This is a genomic window from Paenibacillus qinlingensis, assembly GCF_013204845.1.
GTDB classification, from domain to species: domain Bacteria; phylum Bacillota; class Bacilli; order Paenibacillales; family NBRC-103111; genus Paenibacillus_E; species Paenibacillus_E qinlingensis.
This window is the reverse complement of record NZ_JABMKY010000011.1, coordinates 152,640-172,689: the sequence shown is the minus strand read 5'-3', so window position 1 is coordinate 172,689 and position 20,050 is coordinate 152,640. Positions and strand designations below refer to the sequence as shown.

At 49.0% G+C, this 20,050-nt stretch carries 16 protein-coding genes; all 16 read right to left on the bottom strand.

Translation table 11 applies throughout. From position 1 onward, the window contains the following. Positions 1-36: 36 nt before the first annotated feature. Positions 37-1,536, bottom strand: a complete 1,500-nt coding sequence (locus HQN88_RS20330; protein WP_173115913.1) for a glycoside hydrolase family 32 protein — start codon at positions 1,534-1,536, stop codon at positions 37-39. After that, complete coding sequence (locus HQN88_RS20325) at positions 1,533-2,516, bottom strand: PfkB family carbohydrate kinase (protein ID WP_173115911.1); 984 nt, start codon at positions 2,514-2,516, stop codon at positions 1,533-1,535. The genes HQN88_RS20330 and HQN88_RS20325 overlap by 4 nt, the downstream gene beginning before the upstream one ends. A gap of 33 nt (positions 2,517-2,549) precedes the next feature. Continuing rightward, positions 2,550-3,386, bottom strand: a complete 837-nt coding sequence (locus HQN88_RS20320) for a carbohydrate ABC transporter permease (RefSeq protein WP_274319255.1) — start codon at positions 3,384-3,386, stop codon at positions 2,550-2,552. A gap of 19 nt (positions 3,387-3,405) precedes the next feature. Then, positions 3,406-4,338, bottom strand: coding sequence for a carbohydrate ABC transporter permease (locus tag HQN88_RS20315; protein WP_236290680.1), 933 nt, complete (start codon positions 4,336-4,338; stop codon positions 3,406-3,408). 24 nt (positions 4,339-4,362) lie between these two features. Beyond that, positions 4,363-6,210, bottom strand: a complete 1,848-nt coding sequence (locus HQN88_RS20310; RefSeq protein ID WP_173115909.1) for a GH32 C-terminal domain-containing protein — start codon at positions 6,208-6,210, stop codon at positions 4,363-4,365. 446 nt (positions 6,211-6,656) lie between these two features. Then, positions 6,657-8,270 carry a response regulator transcription factor gene (locus HQN88_RS20305; protein WP_173115907.1) on the bottom strand — a complete coding sequence of 538 codons (1,614 nt, stop codon included), beginning with the start codon at positions 8,268-8,270 and terminating at the stop codon, positions 6,657-6,659. A gap of 8 nt (positions 8,271-8,278) precedes the next feature. Continuing rightward, on the bottom strand, positions 8,279-10,060 hold the full coding sequence (locus HQN88_RS20300) for a cache domain-containing sensor histidine kinase (RefSeq protein WP_173115905.1): 1,782 nt from the start codon (positions 10,058-10,060) through the stop codon (positions 8,279-8,281). A gap of 110 nt (positions 10,061-10,170) precedes the next feature. Continuing rightward, positions 10,171-11,535, bottom strand: coding sequence for an ABC transporter substrate-binding protein (locus HQN88_RS20295; protein ID WP_173115903.1), 1,365 nt, complete (start codon positions 11,533-11,535; stop codon positions 10,171-10,173). Positions 11,536-12,081: 546 nt separating this feature from the next. Next, positions 12,082-13,332 (bottom strand): MFS transporter, encoded by a 1,251-nt coding sequence (locus HQN88_RS20290; protein ID WP_173115901.1) that lies wholly within the window; start codon positions 13,330-13,332, stop codon positions 12,082-12,084. A gap of 4 nt (positions 13,333-13,336) precedes the next feature. Further along, positions 13,337-13,951 (bottom strand): nitroreductase family protein, encoded by a 615-nt coding sequence (locus HQN88_RS20285; RefSeq protein ID WP_173115899.1) that lies wholly within the window; start codon positions 13,949-13,951, stop codon positions 13,337-13,339. Positions 13,952-13,985: 34 nt separating this feature from the next. Then, a complete protein-coding gene (locus tag HQN88_RS20280; RefSeq protein WP_246320353.1) occupies positions 13,986-15,038 on the bottom strand; it encodes an ABC transporter substrate-binding protein in 1,053 nt (350 codons plus the stop codon). A 46-nt stretch (positions 15,039-15,084) separates the two neighbouring features. Beyond that, positions 15,085-15,420: a 4Fe-4S dicluster domain-containing protein gene (locus tag HQN88_RS20275; protein ID WP_173115897.1), complete on the bottom strand. Its 336-nt coding sequence runs from the start codon at positions 15,418-15,420 to the stop codon at positions 15,085-15,087. Beyond that, on the bottom strand, positions 15,417-17,021 hold the full coding sequence (locus HQN88_RS20270) for an FAD-dependent oxidoreductase (protein ID WP_173115896.1): 1,605 nt from the start codon (positions 17,019-17,021) through the stop codon (positions 15,417-15,419). Before HQN88_RS20270 ends, HQN88_RS20275 begins: the two co-directional genes overlap by 4 nt. Positions 17,022-17,201: 180 nt before the next feature. Further along, the gene (locus HQN88_RS20265) at positions 17,202-17,543 is read right to left on the bottom strand and encodes a 4Fe-4S dicluster domain-containing protein (protein WP_173115894.1); all 342 of its coding nucleotides are present in this window, start codon (positions 17,541-17,543) and stop codon (positions 17,202-17,204) included. After that, positions 17,540-19,135: an FAD-dependent oxidoreductase gene (locus HQN88_RS20260; RefSeq protein WP_173116017.1), complete on the bottom strand. Its 1,596-nt coding sequence runs from the start codon at positions 19,133-19,135 to the stop codon at positions 17,540-17,542. The genes HQN88_RS20265 and HQN88_RS20260 overlap by 4 nt, the downstream gene beginning before the upstream one ends. A 22-nt stretch (positions 19,136-19,157) precedes the next feature. After that, positions 19,158-20,015: an ABC transporter permease gene (locus HQN88_RS20255; protein WP_173115892.1), complete on the bottom strand. Its 858-nt coding sequence runs from the start codon at positions 20,013-20,015 to the stop codon at positions 19,158-19,160. Positions 20,016-20,050: the final 35 nt, after the last annotated feature.

Below are 20,050 nucleotides of genomic sequence, written 5' to 3'. Positions count from 1 at the left end.
ATGCTCGCTTGTTTAAAATTGGTTATTCTGTTGTATCTACAATGACACTTTCCATGCGTCCAAACTTTCTAAACAAGCTTCACCATGCCTTGCAAAAAGCCTAACACCTAGACTGTCACCACTCGGATAAATCCGATTCGTTATCGTTTTCACTCCGTTATTCGCGAACAGCTCCAACGAAGTTTGATCCACGAACAGATGAAGCTTGATGCTCCCATCCTCCATCGGTTCCACCTGAGCTTCGCTCACACCGGCTTCACCTGCACCGGCGCATGTACGATCAACGCGGAGTGTATGCTCCGCTACGGAGTACGAGACTTCCGTGTATTCAGATCCATCCTCTGAACAACGAATGAGAAGTCCAAACACGGCTTCCCCGTTAGATTCCTTTGTGTTAAACACGGCAATCAGTTCTAGCTGATCGCCTTGAATAGCTGGCAATGAAACAATCGATTCCGCAGGTATCACCTGTCGATCGATGAACTCCCTGCCCTTCCGCAGCGCCGCCAGTTCCGCCACAGGCTGCATCCGCAACGTGCCATCCTCTGCTAGCGTCAATTCGCGCGGCAAAGTAAAAGCCCCCATCCAGCCATCTACTTGCTCCGGCATTTGAGCGCCCCATATGTTCATCCATCCCAGCAGGATGCGCCTTCCCTGTCCGTCCACCAACGTTTGTGGCGCATAGAAATCGAACCCATAATCCAACCGTTCTGCATAACGGTAGTCGAAATTGCCTATCTCATAGTTTAATTTGCCGGTGAGGTACATCGTCTTTGTAGACCCCATGTTCATCGGGGAAATAATAAGCACATGATCATCCCCAGCACCGAGTGGAAATAAATCAGGACACTCCCACATATCTCCCATGGTGCCGTCACTCTCTGCTGCAACACCCAAATAACGCCATGTGAGCAAATCAGAAGACGTGTACATCAGCGCTTTGCCCAAGCCATCCTTACCATAACCGACGACCATGTACCACTGACCGTCATCCTGCCAAACCTTCGGATCGCGGAAGCCGAACCCACCCTCCTCCGGTGCGTCACCAATAATAGGATTTGCCCCTGATTTGCTAAAAGCAACCCCATCTCTGCTGGTCGCGAGGCACTGAACCTCCACCGGCGTACGTCCATCTACATGCCCCGTATAAACCAATGTCAGAACGCCGTTATTATCAACTGCACTGCCCGACCAGCAGCCATAACCACCTGTTTCCCCGCTATCATAATCTTCGGAAGGCGCCAACGCGATAGGCAAGTGCTCCCAGTGCACCAAATCCTTACTTTTGGCATGCCCCCAATGCATCGGGCCCCATTTCGACTCATAGGGATAATGCTGATAAAACACATGATACTCTTCATTCCAATAAATAAGCCCATTCGGATCATTCATCCAGCCCGCTGGAGGCATAAGATGATAACCAAGCCTATATCCATCCTCCGCGATTAACTTGACGGCTTGCCCCAATGCTTGATTTGCTTGTTCCACGCGTTCCATGTGGAGCTGATTCTTTTCGCTTTCTGTCCGCTGACTCATCCTAGAACATCCTCCCTAGCTCCATCTCGTATCAACGCTTGAATTTCCTCCATTGTTCCAAGCGACGGAATCGCACCTTTCCGAGTCGTCGCCACAGCTCCCGCCGCATTCGCAAAGCGCAATGCGAGCTGAAGCTCCTCTTCTTCCCACAACTGCAACGCCTTTCCCTGCTCCAACACTTCATATAACAATGCCCCGAAAAACGCATCCCCAGCACCAGTCGTATCAAGCGTAAGAACGGGGAAGCTCTCTACCTTGCCCCACCACTCCTTCATCTGATAGAAAGAACCCGCTCCTCCTGCCGTGACCAAAAGCAAAGTAATTCCATACTGTTCAACTAGTTTTCTCGCTGCCTTTTCTAAATCCTGCTCAGCCGTCAAGAAGACAAGCTCCTCTTCGGAAACTTTTACCACATCTGCGAGGCTTAGGCCAACGCGAATTACTTCTCGTGCGTGCTCCTCATCTCGCCACAAGGAAGGACGCCAATTCGGGTCATAGGAAATAAGAGCACCCCTATCCTTCGCAAGGTGAACAGCGTTTAAAGTAGCCGTATAAGCAGGCTCTGTGGTCATTGAAATCGAGCCAAAATGGAAAATACGAGTCTCCTCCAGCATGGCAAGATTCAACTCATCCGCTCTCAACAGTTGGTCAGCGCCAGGATGCCTTGCAAAATGAAACGATCTATCTCCATCTGCATCCAGCTGGACGAAAGCCATCGTCGTATGCGCCTCGTCCGTCTCGACTAGCCCACGATCTGACACGCCCACATCGAGCAAAGTTTCTCGTAAATACGCACCGAATGGATCGCTGCCCACTTTCCCGATGAACCCCGTATTCTTGCCGAGCTTCGCCAGCGCAGCTGCCACATTTACCGGTGCTCCGCCTGGGTTGCGCTCAAACAACGTCTGTCCCGCTTCGGATCGACCATAAGGTGTAAAATCAATTAAGTATTCCCCAAGCGCAACTACATCGTAGTTCATGCCATCTGCTCCTTTCTTTTTAGCCTAAACCATTTAACCCTTAATACCCGACATCGTAATCCCCTGAATATAGTAACGCTGCAAAAATAGAAAAAGCAGGAGAATTGGCACCGTAGATAACGTATTCGCCGCCAAAACCTTCGACCAATCTGTCCCCTCATTCGAGGAAAACGTAGAGATCCCGACTTGGATCATCTGCATTTTCTGATCATTGATCACAATAAGCGGCCATAGATAGGAGTCCCAGTTTCCTAGGAAAGTCATCAGTCCGAGCGTAATTAGCGCCGGCACGGCGGCTGGCAGCACAATCGTTACAAAAGTGCGCGGCAATGTCGCTCCATCAATCCGTGCAGCCTCCATCATTTCGTTCGGAACTTCCGCGAAAAATTGCCGCAGCATAAAGATGCCGAACACGGACAACATCGAAGGAATAATAAGTGCTTTATAAGAATTGAGCCAGCCCAAATCATGCATCAACAAATAGTTAGGTACTAGTGTTACTTCACCTGGGATGATCATCGCAGACATAAATAAGGCAAATACAACCGTTTTAAATGGAAATCGAAGCTTCGCAAACGCAAACGCCGCCATCGAATTAATAATCAGCACCAGTATCGTTACGATGGTAGCTACGAGCCATGTATTCCAGATATAGCGCAAGAACGGATTTCGTGTATTAAAAATGACATTGTGGAAGTTCTTCCATGTCCATTCTACGGGAACTATTAAATGAATATTCAATGATGTATATTTGAAAAGCTCCTGATAGGGTCGAAAAGCGCCACTAACCATCCATAGGATAGGAGCGACAGAAATCAGAGCAATTACGATCATGACGATCATCGTTACGACGTTTGTTAGCCTCTTCACTGCGAATCCCTCCTCGTTGTTAGTCTGTGTCTTTGTTAAAAAGCTTCATTTGGATTAGTGAAATGGTCAATACAATCGCGAAAAGCACAAAAGCCGCCGCCGTCGCGTACCCCATCCGCATTTGCGTGAAAGCTTGTTTATAAATATAGAAAACAACCGTTTCCGTTGAGCTATTGGGTCCACCATTGGTTAATACGAAAACTAAGCCCGAGAGCTTGATCGCATCGATTGTCGTCATGATGACCACAAAGGACATCGTCCGATTCAATAATGGAAGTGTGATTTTGAAAAACTGTCCAATCCGTGATGCGCCATCCACTCTGGCTGCTTCATAGAGATCGGGTGAGATATTGTTCAAGCCTGCTAGGAAAATAATCATGAAAAAACCGGCACCCTTCCAAATTCCGAGTACAATAATGCCGTTCATCGCTGTTTTCGGATCAGATAGGAAGCTTGTAACCGGCATATGCAGCGCTTTGAGCACACTGTTCAGGAGGCCAAATTCCTTGTTATAAATGAGCTTAAAAACCGTAGCCGCCACCGCTGTCGAGATAATAACCGGGATAAAATAAAGCGTTCGGAACAGCCCGGCTGTCGCGGTTTTCTTCTGAATTAACAGGGCAAGGCCTAGTGCGATGCTCGTCTGAATCGGAATCACAATCAGTGCGAAATAAAACGAATGCTTCAAGCTATTAAAGAAGGCACGATCCTTCATAAGATGCACATAATTGTCCATGCCGACGAACACATCACCGGCGCCGACTAAGGAATAGTTCTTGAAACTGATTAGAAAAGCTTGCAACATAGGATAGAATACGAACACAAGCAGCAAGGCTATTGCCGGGAAAATAAACCAGAAGGCCGTAGCTTGCTCATGCTTGCGAAAGCTTTGTGATTTTTTATTGCTTGAACTAACCGATTTCACTGTTTTCATCGTTTCAACAGTAGCCATAGCTCACCTCTCCATTCACATCTGTCATTTGCCATCATAAACATACACTTGGAGACTCGACATGACAGTCCCATCCTGGCTAGTCGCCTTGATTTCAGCCTGGCCAGTCTTAATACCACGCACCGTTGCCCCTCCGTTATTCACTGAAACAGACGCGATTCCTTCATCGCTAGATGTCCACTTCAGCTCCTGTGGTGCACTCAGTGGATTAACGGATGCTGCGATAAGTTGGCTGCTGTTCACCGCTACATCAAACGTAGTATTGTTCAGCACTACTCTCTGTGGCGTTGTACCGTTCACATCTTCCTTACGCCAAACCGTCCCCATCGGATAAAACTGCGCTTTTTCCAGCGTGACAGTGCCCTCTAACGCAGTCAGATCCAGTCGATTGCTCGTGGGATCAGGGAAGATCAGGCTAGAAACAACAGCCTCGCCATCATTAGCAAATACCTCCAAACTAGCCTCATCCACGAAAAATTGAAGCTTGAGCTTGCCGTTCTTCAGTTTCAGCGGGGCCGATACTTGTTCGGCAAAGCCTTTCTCGAATGAGGTGATACCCGATTGGGTTCTGTCTATCGTTAGCTTTTCCGTCTCAGCATCATAGGTAACTTTCGTTGCTTGATCCGTTCCTTTGCGGAGCTGGAATTCGAACTTGCTTTTCGGCAGAACTGTAAGCTCCGAGATCAGCTCATAAGATGTACCTTTTATAGGATCAAACGGATTAACTCCTTCCGCTAATTGCTGCTTATTCACCATTACTTCGTTGCCCCGCAGCGTCTGTAATTCGTTGATCGGCTCCTGAATCAAGCGTATGCCTTGATCAGGAATATTCCTCAACCGCAGCTCACGCGGGATAGACATATTCCCCTTCCAAGCTCCTGTCGGCATCGCAAACGGATAGCGCCAGTTCGACATCCAGCCTAGCCAGATTCGTCGGCCATCCTTTGCCGGAATGTCCGAGTAGGATACTGCTGCATAGAAATCCTTCCCGTAATCCGTCCACAAGACATCGGAAGCCGGATTGTCGTTCTTGAACGTGTGACCGTCGAACGTGCCAACGAAGTATTGAGCCGTGGAGCCTTTGGTCGTGTTGTTGCTACCGATGCTGACGGCTAACACCCATTTTTTCGTTTTGGCCCCCTCTACAGGCAGCTCAAACAAGTCCGGACATTCCCAAACCGCCGCATGCGAGCCCTGATCGCTTCCAAACTCACTTGCGAGCTTCCATGCTTTGAGGTCAGGTGATCTGTAGAATTGAACACGATTATCTACAGACACCACCATCACCCAGGATTTCGTCGGCTCGTGCCAGATCACTTTGGGATCTCGGAAATCCTTCAAACTCGGATTCGGAATCACTGGATTTCCTTCATATTTGGTCCAGGTACGGCCTTTATCTGTGCTAAATGCAATACTTTGCGATTGCAGGCCGCCTTTGAAATGCGTAAAAATCGCGACTAGACCCGCCTTGCCGCCAAAAAAGCCACTCGTATCCTTCGCATCCACAACCGCGCTGCCTGACCAAATTTCACCGAGCGAATCCCTAGCTAGCGCGACCGGCAGATGCTCCCAATGGATTAAATCGCGACTAACCGCGTGACCCCATTGGCCGCTATTTTGATAGAATTGATGATACTCTCCTTCAAAATAGACCATGCCATTCGGGTCACTTAGATTGCCTGATTCCGGTGATAAGTGATACTGTGGGCGAAACTTTTCCGTATAATAAGTCGGATCCTTCGCGTAAGAGAAAGCCGATTCTTCCGCTGAGTCCGTCGATTTGTTATCACCTGCTACCAAAGCCGTCCCCCCCCAACCCAGAAGTATGATCACAACGCTACCCGCCACCCATAATCCAAATTTCTTCCGCATGGTACCTCCCTCTATTCGCTGTCTATTATGATGTATCGTTATTGTACCGAGTCAGCGAATAGAAAGATTTCAATATCATTGGGAGTTTGCTTTTAAAATGATTTGCAGAGACGTGCCCCGTCCTCGCTCCCCCCTGTTAGCGCTGTTTTTTAGACGGCTTGGCACACCCCCGATCACTAACTGGAAAACCTCCCGTTATTTTTCTGATTTCAGCTGGAATCTATAGATTAACTGGAAAATAAGTAGGTAATTTTAGTGTTTTCTGGCTGTTTTGGAACAATTACTTGAAACTAACTGTATTTTTTACAGTTACTTTTATAAAATCAAGGATTCCCGCGGAATTACCTGTATGTTTTCCTGTTATTTTTGTGCAAGCAGCTCTTGACTTAGCCAGACAACAAAAAGCCCCCAAAGCCATACACTTACATGGCTTTGAGGGCTTTTTACTAATCACTAACTCGTAATTCCTCCCGATACTCCTTCGGACCTTTCCCGTAGAACTTCTTAAAAGCCGTACTAAAATAGCTCGAACTAGAGTACCCCACCAACGTAGCAATATCCGTTAGCTTAAGCTCACTTTCTTGGAGCAAATCCGCAGCCCGACTCAAACGCAACCTCGTGACGTAGTCACTAAAAGTCACGCCCACACTCATCTTAAACAAACCAGATAAGTACGTTTCATTAATATGAAACATCTCGGCCAAAGAGGCCAGCGTAAGCTCATAGGAAAAGTTCTCATTCACATAATTGCGAATGGCTTCCATCATTTGCTGACCGCTGGAGAACCTGGTTTTCCTCACTTCTTCCATAACTAGTCTGGCCATGTCGTGCAGCTGATCGAGCACTTGCTCCCGAGAGGAGTAATCTCTCACGCTCATCTGGCAGTTCCAGAGATAGCTCTGTAGGGACGCATCCCCTAGCTCAAATTTCTTCGCAATGGCGTTAAACAAGAGAATTATGCGTAAGGTCAAAAAGGTGAACACAAACATCGGCGTATCTCGATCCAAAGCGAAAATAGCGTGCAGCTGCTTGGTAAAAGCAGGCATATCGAGATTTTCGATGGTTTGCATCAGCTTTCTCTCCACCTCTGGTGAAAAGCTATGCGTCATGGCGAGCACATTTCGGTCCGGCTCAGCTTTATCGGAATGAATCGTGCCCTGACTCCAGGCGAGCATACTTGATGCGTAGCCGTCCTTCAGCTGCCTCAAACCATGGATAGGCTCGCCAATACCGAGCACACTATCTACTTTGAGGTAGCTTTGGATATCCCGCTTCAGCTTGCGTACGAAGTCAGCCAAGAAGCGGTCATGCTGGGCATTTTGAATCCGAATGACAAAATGTATCATCGCAGGGTGACTCATCGCGTAGAACGGATAGATGTGCTCCCATTTCTCGGCGGACTCCCGGCACAACATCTGAAAAGCTAAGTACAGCAAGTCTTTCCGCTCACTCCAATCGTCCAAACGTCCTGGGGGAATACGCATCTCTACGGTTACAAATTGAGCATGAACATCGTCACTTGCTAACGTTGATAACTGTAACTGCTCCATCCGCTCCTTCATGGTGGATATGCTGAACCATTCGTCCTTCACCAGTTGCCAAAGAAGCTGCTCTTGCATCAGCACAAGCTGTTGATGGTTTTTGATTTCCTCTTGATCTTGCTCCCGCAAGCGATTGCGATCTTCTTCCAATTCCGCGGCTAGCTTGCCAAGAAGTGCGGTCAGCTCACTGCGAACCACAGGTTTGAGCAGATAATCTTTCACCCCAAGCTGAATAGCAGCCTTCATATATTCAAAATCCGAGTAGCCAGAGAGCACAATAATACGAAGCGCGGGGTACTTTTCCTTGCATGCGCTAACGAAGGAAATCCCATCCATTTGCGGCATGCGAACGTCTGTAATTACAACGTCCGGCAACGGATGTGCCTCCAGAAGTTGCAGCGCTTCCAGACCATTAGCCGCTTCCTGCGCAATCTCGTACCCGGCGGATGTCCAATCGATTTTGGCTTTAATGCTATTTCGAACGCCGACCTCATCATCAATCAACATGATTCTGTACATCTCGGTTGTCAGCTCCTTATCAGCGGCAGGATCAGGTTGATTTCCGTCCCCTCACCAAGCTTGGCATGCAGCTCTAAATGAAATTGCTCACCATAATTCAATCGACAGCGGGATAACACATTGCGAAGCCCTATACTCTGCCCCTCGGTACTAAGGATTGCCACAGGATCACCCATCTTGATCTCTTCCCGCAGATTTTGAACCAATTCCGGAGACATGCCAATGCCATTATCCTTCACGGAGATCAGCAATTTATTCTCTTGCAGCTTCGTCCTTAGGGTAACCCGCGCAACGCCATCCTTCTCTAAACTATACTTCACCGCATTTTCGACCAGAGGTTGAATGATGAATTTGGCGATCAAGAAATGGGCTGCCTCGGGATCTTCTTCGATCACAATTTGCAATCGCTCTTCATGCCTCAAATGAAGGATGAACAAATAATCCCGGATATACGCCATTTCTTCCCCTACTCGAACCAAATCACTACCCAGGTTAAGCGAGTATCTCATCATTTTGCCCAAAGATTCCGTGGCATCCATCACAAGGTCTTCCCGCTTCATCGCCGCCAGACCACTAATGATTTCAAGCGTATTATTATAAAAGTGCGGATTGATCTGCAGCAGCAGTGCTTTGTACTCGGCATTTTTCCTACGCAGGTTCGTCTCGAACTCGGTCTCGATTAAATAGCGCAGCCGATGGGTCATCTGCTCGAAAACCCTTGTCACATAGTTCACTTCACTATGGCCCTGGCCAACCTTCGGCATCATGTGCAGCGCCTGCTGAAACTCCCCGCGCTCTACATGTTTCATTGCTCTCCCCATCGCACTCAGCGGCTTGGTAATGCCTGCAGACAGCCAAAAGGCTGCCAATATCGCAACGATTAGCAACAAAATACTAACGACAAGCATCGTTTGGCGAATGTGTGTGATTTTTTCATACAATTCAGCCTCAGGCACACTCCCGATAATCGTCCAATTCTGAGCAGGCAGCTTGCGGAAAAAGAGCAGATTCGTCTCTCCTTTCGCCTCCATTGGGAAAATGCCACTAGCTTCCCCGTCATAACGTGCATCAATCTGCTGAAGCCCCTTCCCTAGCATGTCCTTGTCTTCAGACAGATTCTGATCCAGCACACTGTTGCCGTCATGCGTCAGCAAAACAACCTTCCCTGTCTTCCCCACATGAATCTTTTCAATGGCATTGCGAAGCAGGGTTGTTGGATAATTCACTTTGATGAAGCCCATATTTTTTAGCGATTGTAATTGAACGAGTGGGAAAAGGAAGCTATTAATCGATCGAGCTCTCATAAAATCATCCGACTGATCGACATCCTTGTGTGCGGTCGTCCAACGCTTGTTTTCATGAATAAAATCCTGAAACCACGCGCTGTTCTTGTAGGTTCTGTCTTGCGTCCACACACCGCCTGCATCTTCGGCGAACGCACTAATGGAAATACCGCTGGAGTTGTTCACCCCATAGGAGGAGAAATACTCCCGCAATCGTTGCTTCGTGAGCACTCGTTCCTGAATGGTGCTATCTGGGTTCAAATGAACGGTCAGCCAGTCCTGTGTAACTCGGGAGCTCATTACCTGATTGCCTGTATCCTCCACTTGTGTCAACAGCGTCCCCACATGCGAGGCAAACTGCTCGATCGTTTGAGAGGTTGAAGCTTCGATCGACGACTTGATTGACTTGGCCGCTTCCTCACTAAGGATATAGGCCAAAGTGGCAAAAGGGAGAAGCAGTAGAACCGAGAAAACCGCCATTAATCGGCTCCGCAATGAGAAAAACATGATATCCCCCCGTTATGTCTGATTCTTTATATCATACCTCTCGGCCGTCTGACGAAACAACGACAAAGAGACGATCATCGAAATGATTCGTCTCACTTATCTGGAACTGCTTACTTCTTCTGCTGTGCTAGGACATCTGCGTACGCTTTATCAATTGTCGTAACGGCCTCTGCGATAGACGCATCAATGTTCCTTTTGCCGATCGTGACATCCTCAAACATTTTGTTCACAGCATCTGACATTTGCGGGAAGATCGGCGTGATTGGACGTGGTCTGCCGTACTTCTGATTCTGAATAACGAAGATGTTCTTCGGATATTCATTCAGCTCTGGGAACGCCTTCGCAGAAGAATAACGGGATGGGATATCTTTCGTCATACCTGCATACGTTTTCTGACCTTCTTCACCCGTTACCCAGTTGATAAACTTCCAAGCTTCATCTGGATGCTTGCTTTTCCCTGAAATGCCGAGTGCCCAGCTGCCGTTAGCTACCGCTTGCGCTGTTCCTTTTGGCAATGGCGCAATATCATAGTCTTCGCCCAACTTGAAATTAGGGAATTTCTCCTTCAAATTAGCCAAGGACCACGAGCCATCAATCGTAATGGCCAGCTTGCCGTTCGGGAACGGATCCGGTGGGTACTCCAATGCAGATACTTTATCTTTGTTATACAAATCGGAGAAGAACTGTACGGCTTTTTTCGTTTGCGGTGAATCTAGGTAGCCTTTGGACGTTTTACCATCTGGGCTCATGATCTCGCCACCCAGCTGCCATATAATTGGATACTTGAAGTAAGCTGTACCTCCCGCGTTACCAAAGCCCTGCGCAGGATCGATACCAAAGATCCCCTTCGCTGGATCGTTCACTTTCTTGGCAGCATCCAAAACTTGATCCCATGTCCACGGTTCATCGGGGTTTTTGGAAGGAAGCGGAATGCCTTTCGCTTGGAATAGCTTCTTGTTATAGAACATCGCAATCGAAGACTCGGTTAGCGGTGCCATGTAGATTTCATTTTGATACGTGTAGGTCGCAAGTGTTGATTTCGGAACATCCTCCATATTGCCGTCTGCTTTGAAGTAGGCAGTTAAAGGTTTAAGAGCTCCCGCGTTCGCATACGAACCAACGGTTGGCGCATCAAGGGCCATGATGTCAGGTGGACTTCCGGAAGCGATGGATACACGCAATTTCGTATCATAATCCGAGTATGGGATCGGTGTCATTTCCACGGAAATATTCGGATACTTTTGCATAAAAGAGGCTACTAACTTGTCATAAGCTGCATTCTCTGTATCATTCCCCGAGTTTCTCCAAAATGTAAGTTTTACTTTTTCTTCTTTTTTCACGGCTGTGTCTGTTTGGCTTGGTACGGATGACGAAGATGTGCTTGCTGTGCCTCCATTATCACTTTGGGAAGAACATCCCGCCAACAAGCCACCAACTACGAGAGCGCTTACGACTGTTTGACTGAGCTTTTTCATACGATTATTGCCCCTCTCAATACTCTATTGTTGTTCTTGTCATCATCTTATCAAAGGGGACGAAACATTAAATTCAAAATGCTCTGCTTCTAACTTATAAAATTATCATGCCTTGGAGGGAAAGTAAAAGGGGAGGCGTTGGCGGGTGCTGGGTGGGAGAGGAACTGTATGCAGCTGACGTGGGACTTGGGGCGCTAATTGGAATTAGACATGCTAAATTGAGATGAAGGGGAACGTGCGTGCACTATTGGATCATTTTATCGGCTAATTGCATCACGAGAGGAACGTCAGTTCGCTATTCACCCAATTAAGGTGTGTTTTCCCTTTGTTTCTCGGGAATAAGGCATCCACGTTCCCCCTCTGCTTGAATGTAGCCATTTTCGTAAAAATAGCGCATCCTCGATCCCTTTCGAATGTACTTCGAACTACTGGGAGGCTGTCGATTCTGTTGTATCTACAATAGTCTCCTTTAAAGAAACGCAAAAACGAACCCCCTAAAGGGTTCGTTAGTCTGGATAGCAGTTCCAGAACAGGTTCTATTACCAATCAACCCACTGTGGTCGCACGCTGGCCGGCTTGAGTCACTTCCAACTCCCTCTTCCGTGATTGGTAGCTTCCAATATGAAAAGCTTGCCAGCAACTTACGCCAAAGACGAGCATAGCGGTAATGAACCAGCCACGAATGCCGAAATGAGCGACGATAACGCCACCGAGAAGCGGTCCCGTTAGGCAGCCAAGGAACATCCATGAGTTCACCATGGCGAAGGTCTGCCCTTCCATCCCCTTGCGAACTAAGCCTCGCACCTGGGCTTGAATGTTGGGCATCATCCCTGCTACGCACAGACCGAGCGTGAAACGACACGCAAGGATGAGCGGATACAGATGCGTCACAGCTTGCACGATGCAGAGGAGAAATGCGGTGCTGGTCGCTATTTTGAGCAACAGTAAAGGTCCTACGCGATCGGAGAGCATGCCCAGCAATGGGGAGAATACGATAACGGCAAGTGAGGTCGCCGATAAGGTGATGCCGAGCAGCCATTGATCGTTGAAAAAGGTGAGCGTATGCGTGGCTTGCCGCAAGTAGTAAGGGATAATCGGATTCGTCCCGACTAATGCGAAATTAATGCATAGGGCACTAAGCAGCAGCGAGGGGAGCGGCTTCATCCTCCAGATGATCTTCCAGTCCGATAGCAATGTGCTCCGTTCACTTTTAGAAACAACAGGTGCACGTGGTCCTTCTTTGACAAAGCAAAGGACGCTGACGGTCGCAAGCAAAATGCACACACTCATAGCTGGATACGCGCCTCGTACCGAGTAAAATGTAAGTAAAGAGGAAGCGATCAGTGGTCCGACTAGCGATCCGGTCTCGCCCATCATTTGCATGGTGCCAGCCGAAACGCCAACCTTATTCTTGGCAGCTCCAATCAAGATCAGCACCATGGTGAATGGCAGGATGCCAGTGAAGCAGCCCTGTGCCAATCGCAGCAGCGCCAACTGCCAAGGCTCGGTGGCAAGTGACATGCAAGCCGTAACGATGGTCATCCCGAATCCAGACCATAGCATCACAGGCTTACGCCCGTAGCGATCTCCGATACGCCCAAGGAAGGGCATGAGGAGCATCATAATCATGAAATTGGCCGAGAATATAGCGCCTGACCATATGTAAAGCGAATCCCCCCTTACTTGCCCAACATCCTGAAGAAAGCTGGGCAAGAGGGGAACGAACATGCCGTGCGCGGTCGATACAAGCAATTGTACAGAGAGCAACGCTGCAAACTGCCGGTTCCACGAGTCCATCGAACTAGAAAGAGCCTTCGATGATACTTTCGCTCAATGCACGTCGTCCATTCGGCAGCTCACGCTGTTGAAAGTCTTCTGCCAACGTTTCACGTGCTCCACGGTAACCTAAAGCAATCACGGCATGAAGCTCATACTCCGCCGGAATTTGAAGTACTTCACGTGCCTTTTCTCTCTCATAGCCGCCAACAGCACGCGTAGCCAGACCTAACAAGTGAGCTTGGAAAGCAATGGATGCCCAAGCCGCACCCGCATCAAACGCATGCGCACCACTAGGTTCACCATCCTGACGGAACTTGTTAGACAGGATCAGCAACAGAACAGGAGCGTGCTCCGTCCACAATTGATTGTTCGGCTTAATAAACGATTGAAACTTCTGTTTCTGCTCTTCTGTGTGGGCGACTATGAATCGCCACGGCTGCAGGTTCGAGCTGGAAGGTGCCCAGCGAGCAGCCTCCAGAATCGTATACAAAGTCTCTTTCGTTACTTCCTTCTCTTCAAAAGCACGCGACGACCAACGATTCAGAAACAGCGAATGAACAGGATAATCCGCTTTACGATGGGCCTCCACTTCTGGAGTTAAAACAGCTTGATCAACTACTTGTGAGGATACAGTCATGTCATCATTCCCTTTCCGAATAGGCGTGTCGCCTTTATTTAAGTAACCACTGATTCAGATCAAAATCCTTCTCGGCCAACTTCTCTTCAACCAAGAATTTCTTCGTTCCATCAAGCAGCTTCACACCATCATCCTTAAAATTAACCTCTTTAATCGTCTCTATTGGTGTAACCTTCTTGTTTAATTCCGGTGTGAACCCATTTAACTGAGATAAAAATTGGTAATATTCATCCGGTTTGGATTGTAAATCCTTGAGCGCTTTCTCCCTAGCTGCATTCCACACCTTCGGGAAATCAGGGAATTTCTTCAGGTAATCCTCAGAGACAACCGTAATGCTGCCGCCAATTAAATTCGGATGCTTGGTGGCATCATCAATTAATGGGAATCCATTTTCAATTTGTTTCAAAGCGAAGATCGCACTGTTCGTCATCGCGTCCACTTCGCCACGAGACAACGCTGCTTCACCATCAGGACGCAGCATATGGATGAACTTCACGTCGGGCACATTCTGTTCCTTCACGAGGCCGGCAATATAGCGATGCATGAAGGAGCCTTTTTGAATTGCGATCGTTTTACCTTTCAAATCAGCAATCGTAGTTGGTCCACCTTTTTTACCAATCAAATAACCTATATTGTCTGTTGAGTTCTGGGTAATCGCTCTCGTCTTCGCTCCAGTCGAACGAGCAAGTATCGCTGGCGTATCGCCCAAGCTGCCGAAATCCAATCTGCCGCTGATCAACGACTCACTTTGGTCAGGTCCGTTCGGGAAAGCTACTGGCTTAACCTCGGTGATGCCGTATTTTTTGAGCTCCTCTTGGATAATCCCTTTATATAAGCCCCAACCCTCTGCGCCACCTGGAAAATTCAACTTGTTCGTGCCAATGTATCCGTAATTGATCACTGCTGGTGGTTGTACCTTGGCGGCTCCGCCACTTGTCGCTGCTGCACTAGCACCAGCTGTCTTGGCGCCTCCATCGGAATTGCCGCAGGCCGCTAAGAAAGCGACCATGGCTGTTAAAATTATAACCAAATGCGTGGTACGGAAAAGTCCGAATCCCCTTTTAATATGCTTCTGTCTCTCTATCATGTTTCATTCTCCTTTCAAGTTAGCCACACAACGGGTACCTACTGCCTTACCCGATGGAAGTTATTTTCGATAATTCATACATATATGGATGCTCAGCAACTGGCTTACGACCTTTACCCCAGCCGACTTTCTCACGATAACCGCCAAATAATCCCTGCTCATCGAGGATTTCCTCGCTGACTAACGAAGGTCCTTCAGCATCAGGCGCCACATACAGCGCATCCGCTGGGCAATACAGCTCGCACATGAAGCAGGTTTGGCAGTCGCTTTGCCGAGCAATGACAGGAATCCCATTTTCCACGCGATCGAATACATTCGTTGGACATACTGACACACAGAGGTTACATTCTACGCATTTGGACTCGCTGACTAGCTCAATCATGGTGTAACAGCCTCCTTGTTTACTTCAGCCTTTTGCGTCCAGACCTTATCCAGCCCTCCGCTAATTAATCGGTACCCTTGCGCTGCATCAATTTCAGGGAAATCTTCCCGCTTGTGCATGCCTCTCGTTTCAGTACGCTCGCGTGCCGTGTTGTACATAAGGCGAGCTGTTGCTGTCATAGCCGCTGCCTCACGATGACGAACACCTGCGATATCTAGCGTCGTCACGCGTTCACGCAAATCGTTCCAAAGTCCATCCAGACGAGTGATTGAGCCTTCCAACCCTTTCTGAGTACGGAACAAATTGCGATCATACGGCGTGACTTCCTCTTGTACCGCTTGAATGGCTTCGCCTGTTTTGCTTAAAATCTGACCCGATCCCGACTTCGTGAAAGTTGTCGTTGAGACGCTTTTAAGTGTACGATTATCTGCTTTATCTCCAAGATCCTTAGCAAATTTCGCAGCACCTTCTCCTGCAAATGAACCAGAAGACATCGCCCAAGCCGCATTATGGCTGCCACCGCCTGTGAAACCTCCACAAATCAGCTCACGCGTCGCCGCATCGCCAGCCGCATATAAGCCTGGAACAATCGTTGAACATTGCTCATCCACGATCCGAATACCGCCTGTTCCACGCACCGTGCCTTCTAAGCGAAGGGTAACAGGGAACTTATCTTTGAATGGATCGATGCCAAGTCGATCAAAAGGCAAGAAGAAATTCGTTTGATTCACACGCAGCAAGGGACGAATCTCTTCCGGCGCTTGATCCAAGCTGGCGTATACCTGACGGCCTTGCAACAAATTGCGTGCAATGATTGAGCGGCCACGTTGTGACCCTGCGCCTTCTACAATGGAACCATCTTCGTAGTAGAAGGAGGCATATCGGTAGTAAGCTGTTTTGGTTACGGAAGAGAAGGTTGGGCAGATTGCGTAGGCATTCGAGAATTCCATCCCGGAGAAGTCAGCACCGGCTTCAGCAGCCAATAGATAACCATCCCCTGTTAACACGTTCGTACCTAATGCTTTGCTCAAAAATGCACAACCGCCTGTCGCGATTACCACCGCTCCTGCACGTACCGTCCAAGTCTCCCCGCTCTGCGTTCTCACACCAGTTGCACCGCCAACGCCATTCTCATCGGCAAGCAATTCGAGCACAGGACTGTGATCGAGGATTTTCACACCTGCTTTTTGAACCAATTTGCGCATCAGCTTCATATATTCAGGCCCCTGCAAACCGCGTTTATACGGATCGCCGATATCATCCTTCGGAAACGGATACCCTAAGGAACCTAGCTTATTCATATTTTCATAAGTCTGATCGAGCACTCGGTTCATCCAAGGAATCTCCGCCAGCTTGCCACCCAACAAATAGCGACTCGCTCTTGCTTCTTCTCGCAACTTTTCTTCAGGTTTAACGTACCAAACTCCCGTACCTGATGGTGCTGTTGCTCCGCTTGTTCCGCAATAGCCTTTGTCCACCAAAACTACCTTAGAGCCTTTCGTTGCAGCCGTTAAGGCCGCCCAGGTCCCCGCTGGTCCTCCACCAATTACCAAAACATCCGCAACTAGACGCAAATCATTCTCTTCCAAAACCTTTGCCATCTACATGACCTCCTCTAAAATGAAAATAAAAAGAGGCATCCCTTTTATGTAGGAACGCCTCCGTGTGTACGGTTGGACAGGATATGCATTTGTATCACGACAAAACCAAGTTGTTTACTAAGATTAAACACATAGTAGCACCGTATTTCAATGCCGTCAACACTATTTATTAATATCAACCTATCGTCTTGAAGGTAAAATGCGATCGATAAACGGGGTTGTGTCCAGCTCCGCCAACGTTGTTCGCCCCTTGCCCCAGCCGAGTGTTTCTCGCCAGCTGCCCAGCAGATTGGCTTCAATCAACTCCTCTTCTGTCGGCACTTCCTCCAAAGGGGAGTCATACGGAGATACATACAAAGCATCCACGGGGCAATACGCTTCACAAATAAAACAAGTCTGGCAATCTTCCTGCCTTGCGATGCTCGGAATGCCATCCATCCCTTTATCAAACACGTTGGTCGGACACACCTTCACACAAAGCGTGCAACCCACACACCGCTGCGTACTTACGAATTCAATCATCGTGCCGCAACCTCCCGATCCGCCGCCAGCTCTTTGCGCAGCTCAATCTCCTCAATGCCAGAGACAATCAGGCGGTACTGCTGCGCAGGGTCTGTTTCCGGATACTCCTCAAGCGAATGCAAGCCCCGCGTCTCCTTGCGTGCAAGCGCAGCGGTGTACATCCATCTCGCCGTCGCGATCATCGCCGCGACCTCACGCGCCCGAACCCGACCCTGCACCGTCGGGTGCACGGCCGCTCCCCGCAAGCTCGCCCACAGACCGTCCAATCGCGCCAGCGATTGACGGATCACGGGCTCACTGCGGAAATAATTGATGTCCAGCGGGAAGACCTCCCGCTGGACGGCCTCGACCAAGCCCCCCGCATCAAGGATGCGATCGGGGGCTGCATCAGGGTCGACCAGGCCGTAGCGGCCTGCTGGTCGCAGATCTCTTGCGCTGCGCCTCAGCGTCAGCGCATGCTTCGCAGCTCCGGCACCGGCCCATGTGCCGGAGGAAATCGCCCAGGAGGCGTTGAACGCGCCTCCGCCTGACTTGGCACCCGTAACGCGTTCACGGGTGGCTGCATCACCAGCGGCATAAAGACCCGGAACCGTTGAGGCGCAGCTCTCATCGGTAAGGCGGATGCCGCCCGTCCCACGGACGGTTCCCTCGTAGCGAAGCGTGAGCGGGAACCGCTCGGTGAAGGGATCTATGCCTGCGCGGTCCAGCGGCACGAAGAAAATCGCGTGCGATTTGCGCAGGATCTGCTGCTTTTCTTCCGTGTCCGCGTGGTTAAGAACCGCGTAGACTGGGCCTTTGCTTAGCATTTTAGGCAGAAAATCCCCTGCTCTCGGACCACCACCTTGCAGCACCGTGCCATCTTCCGAGGTATAGGTAGCCCAGTTCAGCAATCGACCACGGGTCACCGTGCCGAAGGCTGCGCTAGGCGCATACTGACGCGTGAATTCCATGCCGGAAAGCTCAGCTCCGAGCTCCGTCGCCATCAGAGTTCCCTCTCCAGTAAGGACATTACACCCTAAACCTTTACTTAAAAAAGCACATCCGCCTGTTGCAATCACGACGGCATTCGCTTGGATTTCCCATTCCGAATCATCTAAGCGTGAAATACCTCGGGCACCACCAACCCCATGCTCATCGACGAGCAGCTCTAAGGCTGGCGATTGATCAAGGATCTTCACACCTGCCCGACTGACCTGACGACGCATTAGCTTCATGTACTCCGGTCCCTGTAAGTGATCCCTTAATGGAATACCCTGCTCATCACGGCGAAACGGATAACCCCACTTCTCCACGAGCAGCAAGCTTTCATACACTTGATCAAGCACACGGTGAATCCAGGCAGGCTCTGCCAAATACCCACTTTCCTTGTACCGCTGCTGGACTGCCTTCTCTCTCAGCTCAGGATCTGGCGGCAGGTACAACAAATTCGTACCTCCTGGTGCGGTAGCTCCGCTGGATCCTAGGAATCCTTTGTCTACGAGGATGACCTTCGCATGCTGCTGGGCTGCGCTCCAAGCTGCCCAAGCCCCAGCGGGACCTCCACCGATGACTAAGACATCGGCTACTAATTTCGTAATTTTGCCCGAGCTCATCGCTACCCCTCCTTGATGTATCCTAGCCCTGGAAGCTGTCACGCCAGCTCAGCCATCTTCTTTCTAGCCAACGTACAAGTGAATCTACCAGTTTCCCGATTACCGCAAAAATGATAACCCCAACGAAAATAAGCTCAGCGCTTGAATTTTGTTTGCCATAGTTAATGAGAAAGCCAATCCCTTCCTGCGAACCAATAAGCTCAGCTACGACGAGACCCAGCCAAGAAATAGCCACAGATAAACGTAAGCCTAAAAGAATGCCAGGCAGGGCGGCAGGGAGGATTAAGCGGAAAATTTGCTTCGACTTGCTGAAATTCAATACTTTAGCGACCTCGAATAATTTGTGATCCACATTTCGAATACCGAGAAAGGTGTAGATATACATTGGAAAAAAGGCACCATTCGCAATGATCACGATTTTCGACACCTCACCGAAACCAAACCAAAGTATGATTAACGGTGCAATCGCGAGATGAGGAATCATGCGCAGCATTTGAAACGAAGGATCGAGCATGAACTCCAGCTTTTGAACAAAACCAACGATAAATCCGAAAAACAGCCCAATAGATCCACCAATTAAAAAGCCGATGACGGCGCGTTGTAAAGAAATTGATAAATGCTGGGTCAACTCACCCGAAGCGATGAGTGAGCGAAATTCCGCAGCAATTTGTAACGGTGTGGGTAAAAATGATGGCGAAAACAGCCCCAAATCCCCAGATACTTGCCAAATAACAAGGAGTAATACGGGTACGATCGCGCCGATGACGAAATCGTTCACTCTCTCCCACAACCATTTGATCCGAACAAGCTCTAACTTCTGCCCCTTCGATTTGCCGATTCCTTGCGTAGCTTGGCTTAGCGCCTCGACACGATTGCTCATACCTTCTCCCCCTTAACTTTGTGCGGTAATCTTTG

Excerpts from the sequence above, each read along its gene's own strand:
- HQN88_RS20330 (WP_173115913.1), bottom strand. The coding sequence starts at position 1,536 with ATGAGTCAGCGGACAGAAAGCGAAAAGAATCAGCTCCACATGGAACGC.
- HQN88_RS20325 (WP_173115911.1), bottom strand. The coding sequence starts at position 2,516 with ATGAACTACGATGTAGTTGCGCTTGGGGAATACTTAATTGATTTTACA.
- HQN88_RS20315 (WP_236290680.1), bottom strand. The coding sequence starts at position 4,338 with ATGGCTACTGTTGAAACGATGAAAACAGTGAAATCGGTTAGTTCAAGC.
- HQN88_RS20310 (WP_173115909.1), bottom strand. The coding sequence starts at position 6,210 with ATGCGGAAGAAATTTGGATTATGGGTGGCGGGTAGCGTTGTGATCATA.
- HQN88_RS20305 (WP_173115907.1), bottom strand. The coding sequence starts at position 8,270 with ATGTACAGAATCATGTTGATTGATGATGAGGTCGGCGTTCGAAATAGC.
- HQN88_RS20300 (WP_173115905.1), bottom strand. The coding sequence starts at position 10,060 with ATGTTTTTCTCATTGCGGAGCCGATTAATGGCGGTTTTCTCGGTTCTA.
- HQN88_RS20295 (WP_173115903.1), bottom strand. The coding sequence starts at position 11,535 with ATGAAAAAGCTCAGTCAAACAGTCGTAAGCGCTCTCGTAGTTGGTGGC.
- HQN88_RS20290 (WP_173115901.1), bottom strand. The coding sequence starts at position 13,332 with ATGGACTCGTGGAACCGGCAGTTTGCAGCGTTGCTCTCTGTACAATTG.
- HQN88_RS20285 (WP_173115899.1), bottom strand. The coding sequence starts at position 13,951 with ATGACTGTATCCTCACAAGTAGTTGATCAAGCTGTTTTAACTCCAGAA.
- HQN88_RS20280 (WP_246320353.1), bottom strand. The coding sequence starts at position 15,038 with ATGATAGAGAGACAGAAGCATATTAAAAGGGGATTCGGACTTTTCCGT.
- HQN88_RS20275 (WP_173115897.1), bottom strand. The coding sequence starts at position 15,420 with ATGATTGAGCTAGTCAGCGAGTCCAAATGCGTAGAATGTAACCTCTGT.
- HQN88_RS20270 (WP_173115896.1), bottom strand. The coding sequence starts at position 17,021 with ATGGCAAAGGTTTTGGAAGAGAATGATTTGCGTCTAGTTGCGGATGTT.
- HQN88_RS20265 (WP_173115894.1), bottom strand. The coding sequence starts at position 17,543 with ATGATTGAATTCGTAAGTACGCAGCGGTGTGTGGGTTGCACGCTTTGT.
- HQN88_RS20260 (WP_173116017.1), bottom strand. The coding sequence starts at position 19,135 with ATGAGCTCGGGCAAAATTACGAAATTAGTAGCCGATGTCTTAGTCATC.
- HQN88_RS20255 (WP_173115892.1), bottom strand. The coding sequence starts at position 20,015 with ATGAGCAATCGTGTCGAGGCGCTAAGCCAAGCTACGCAAGGAATCGGC.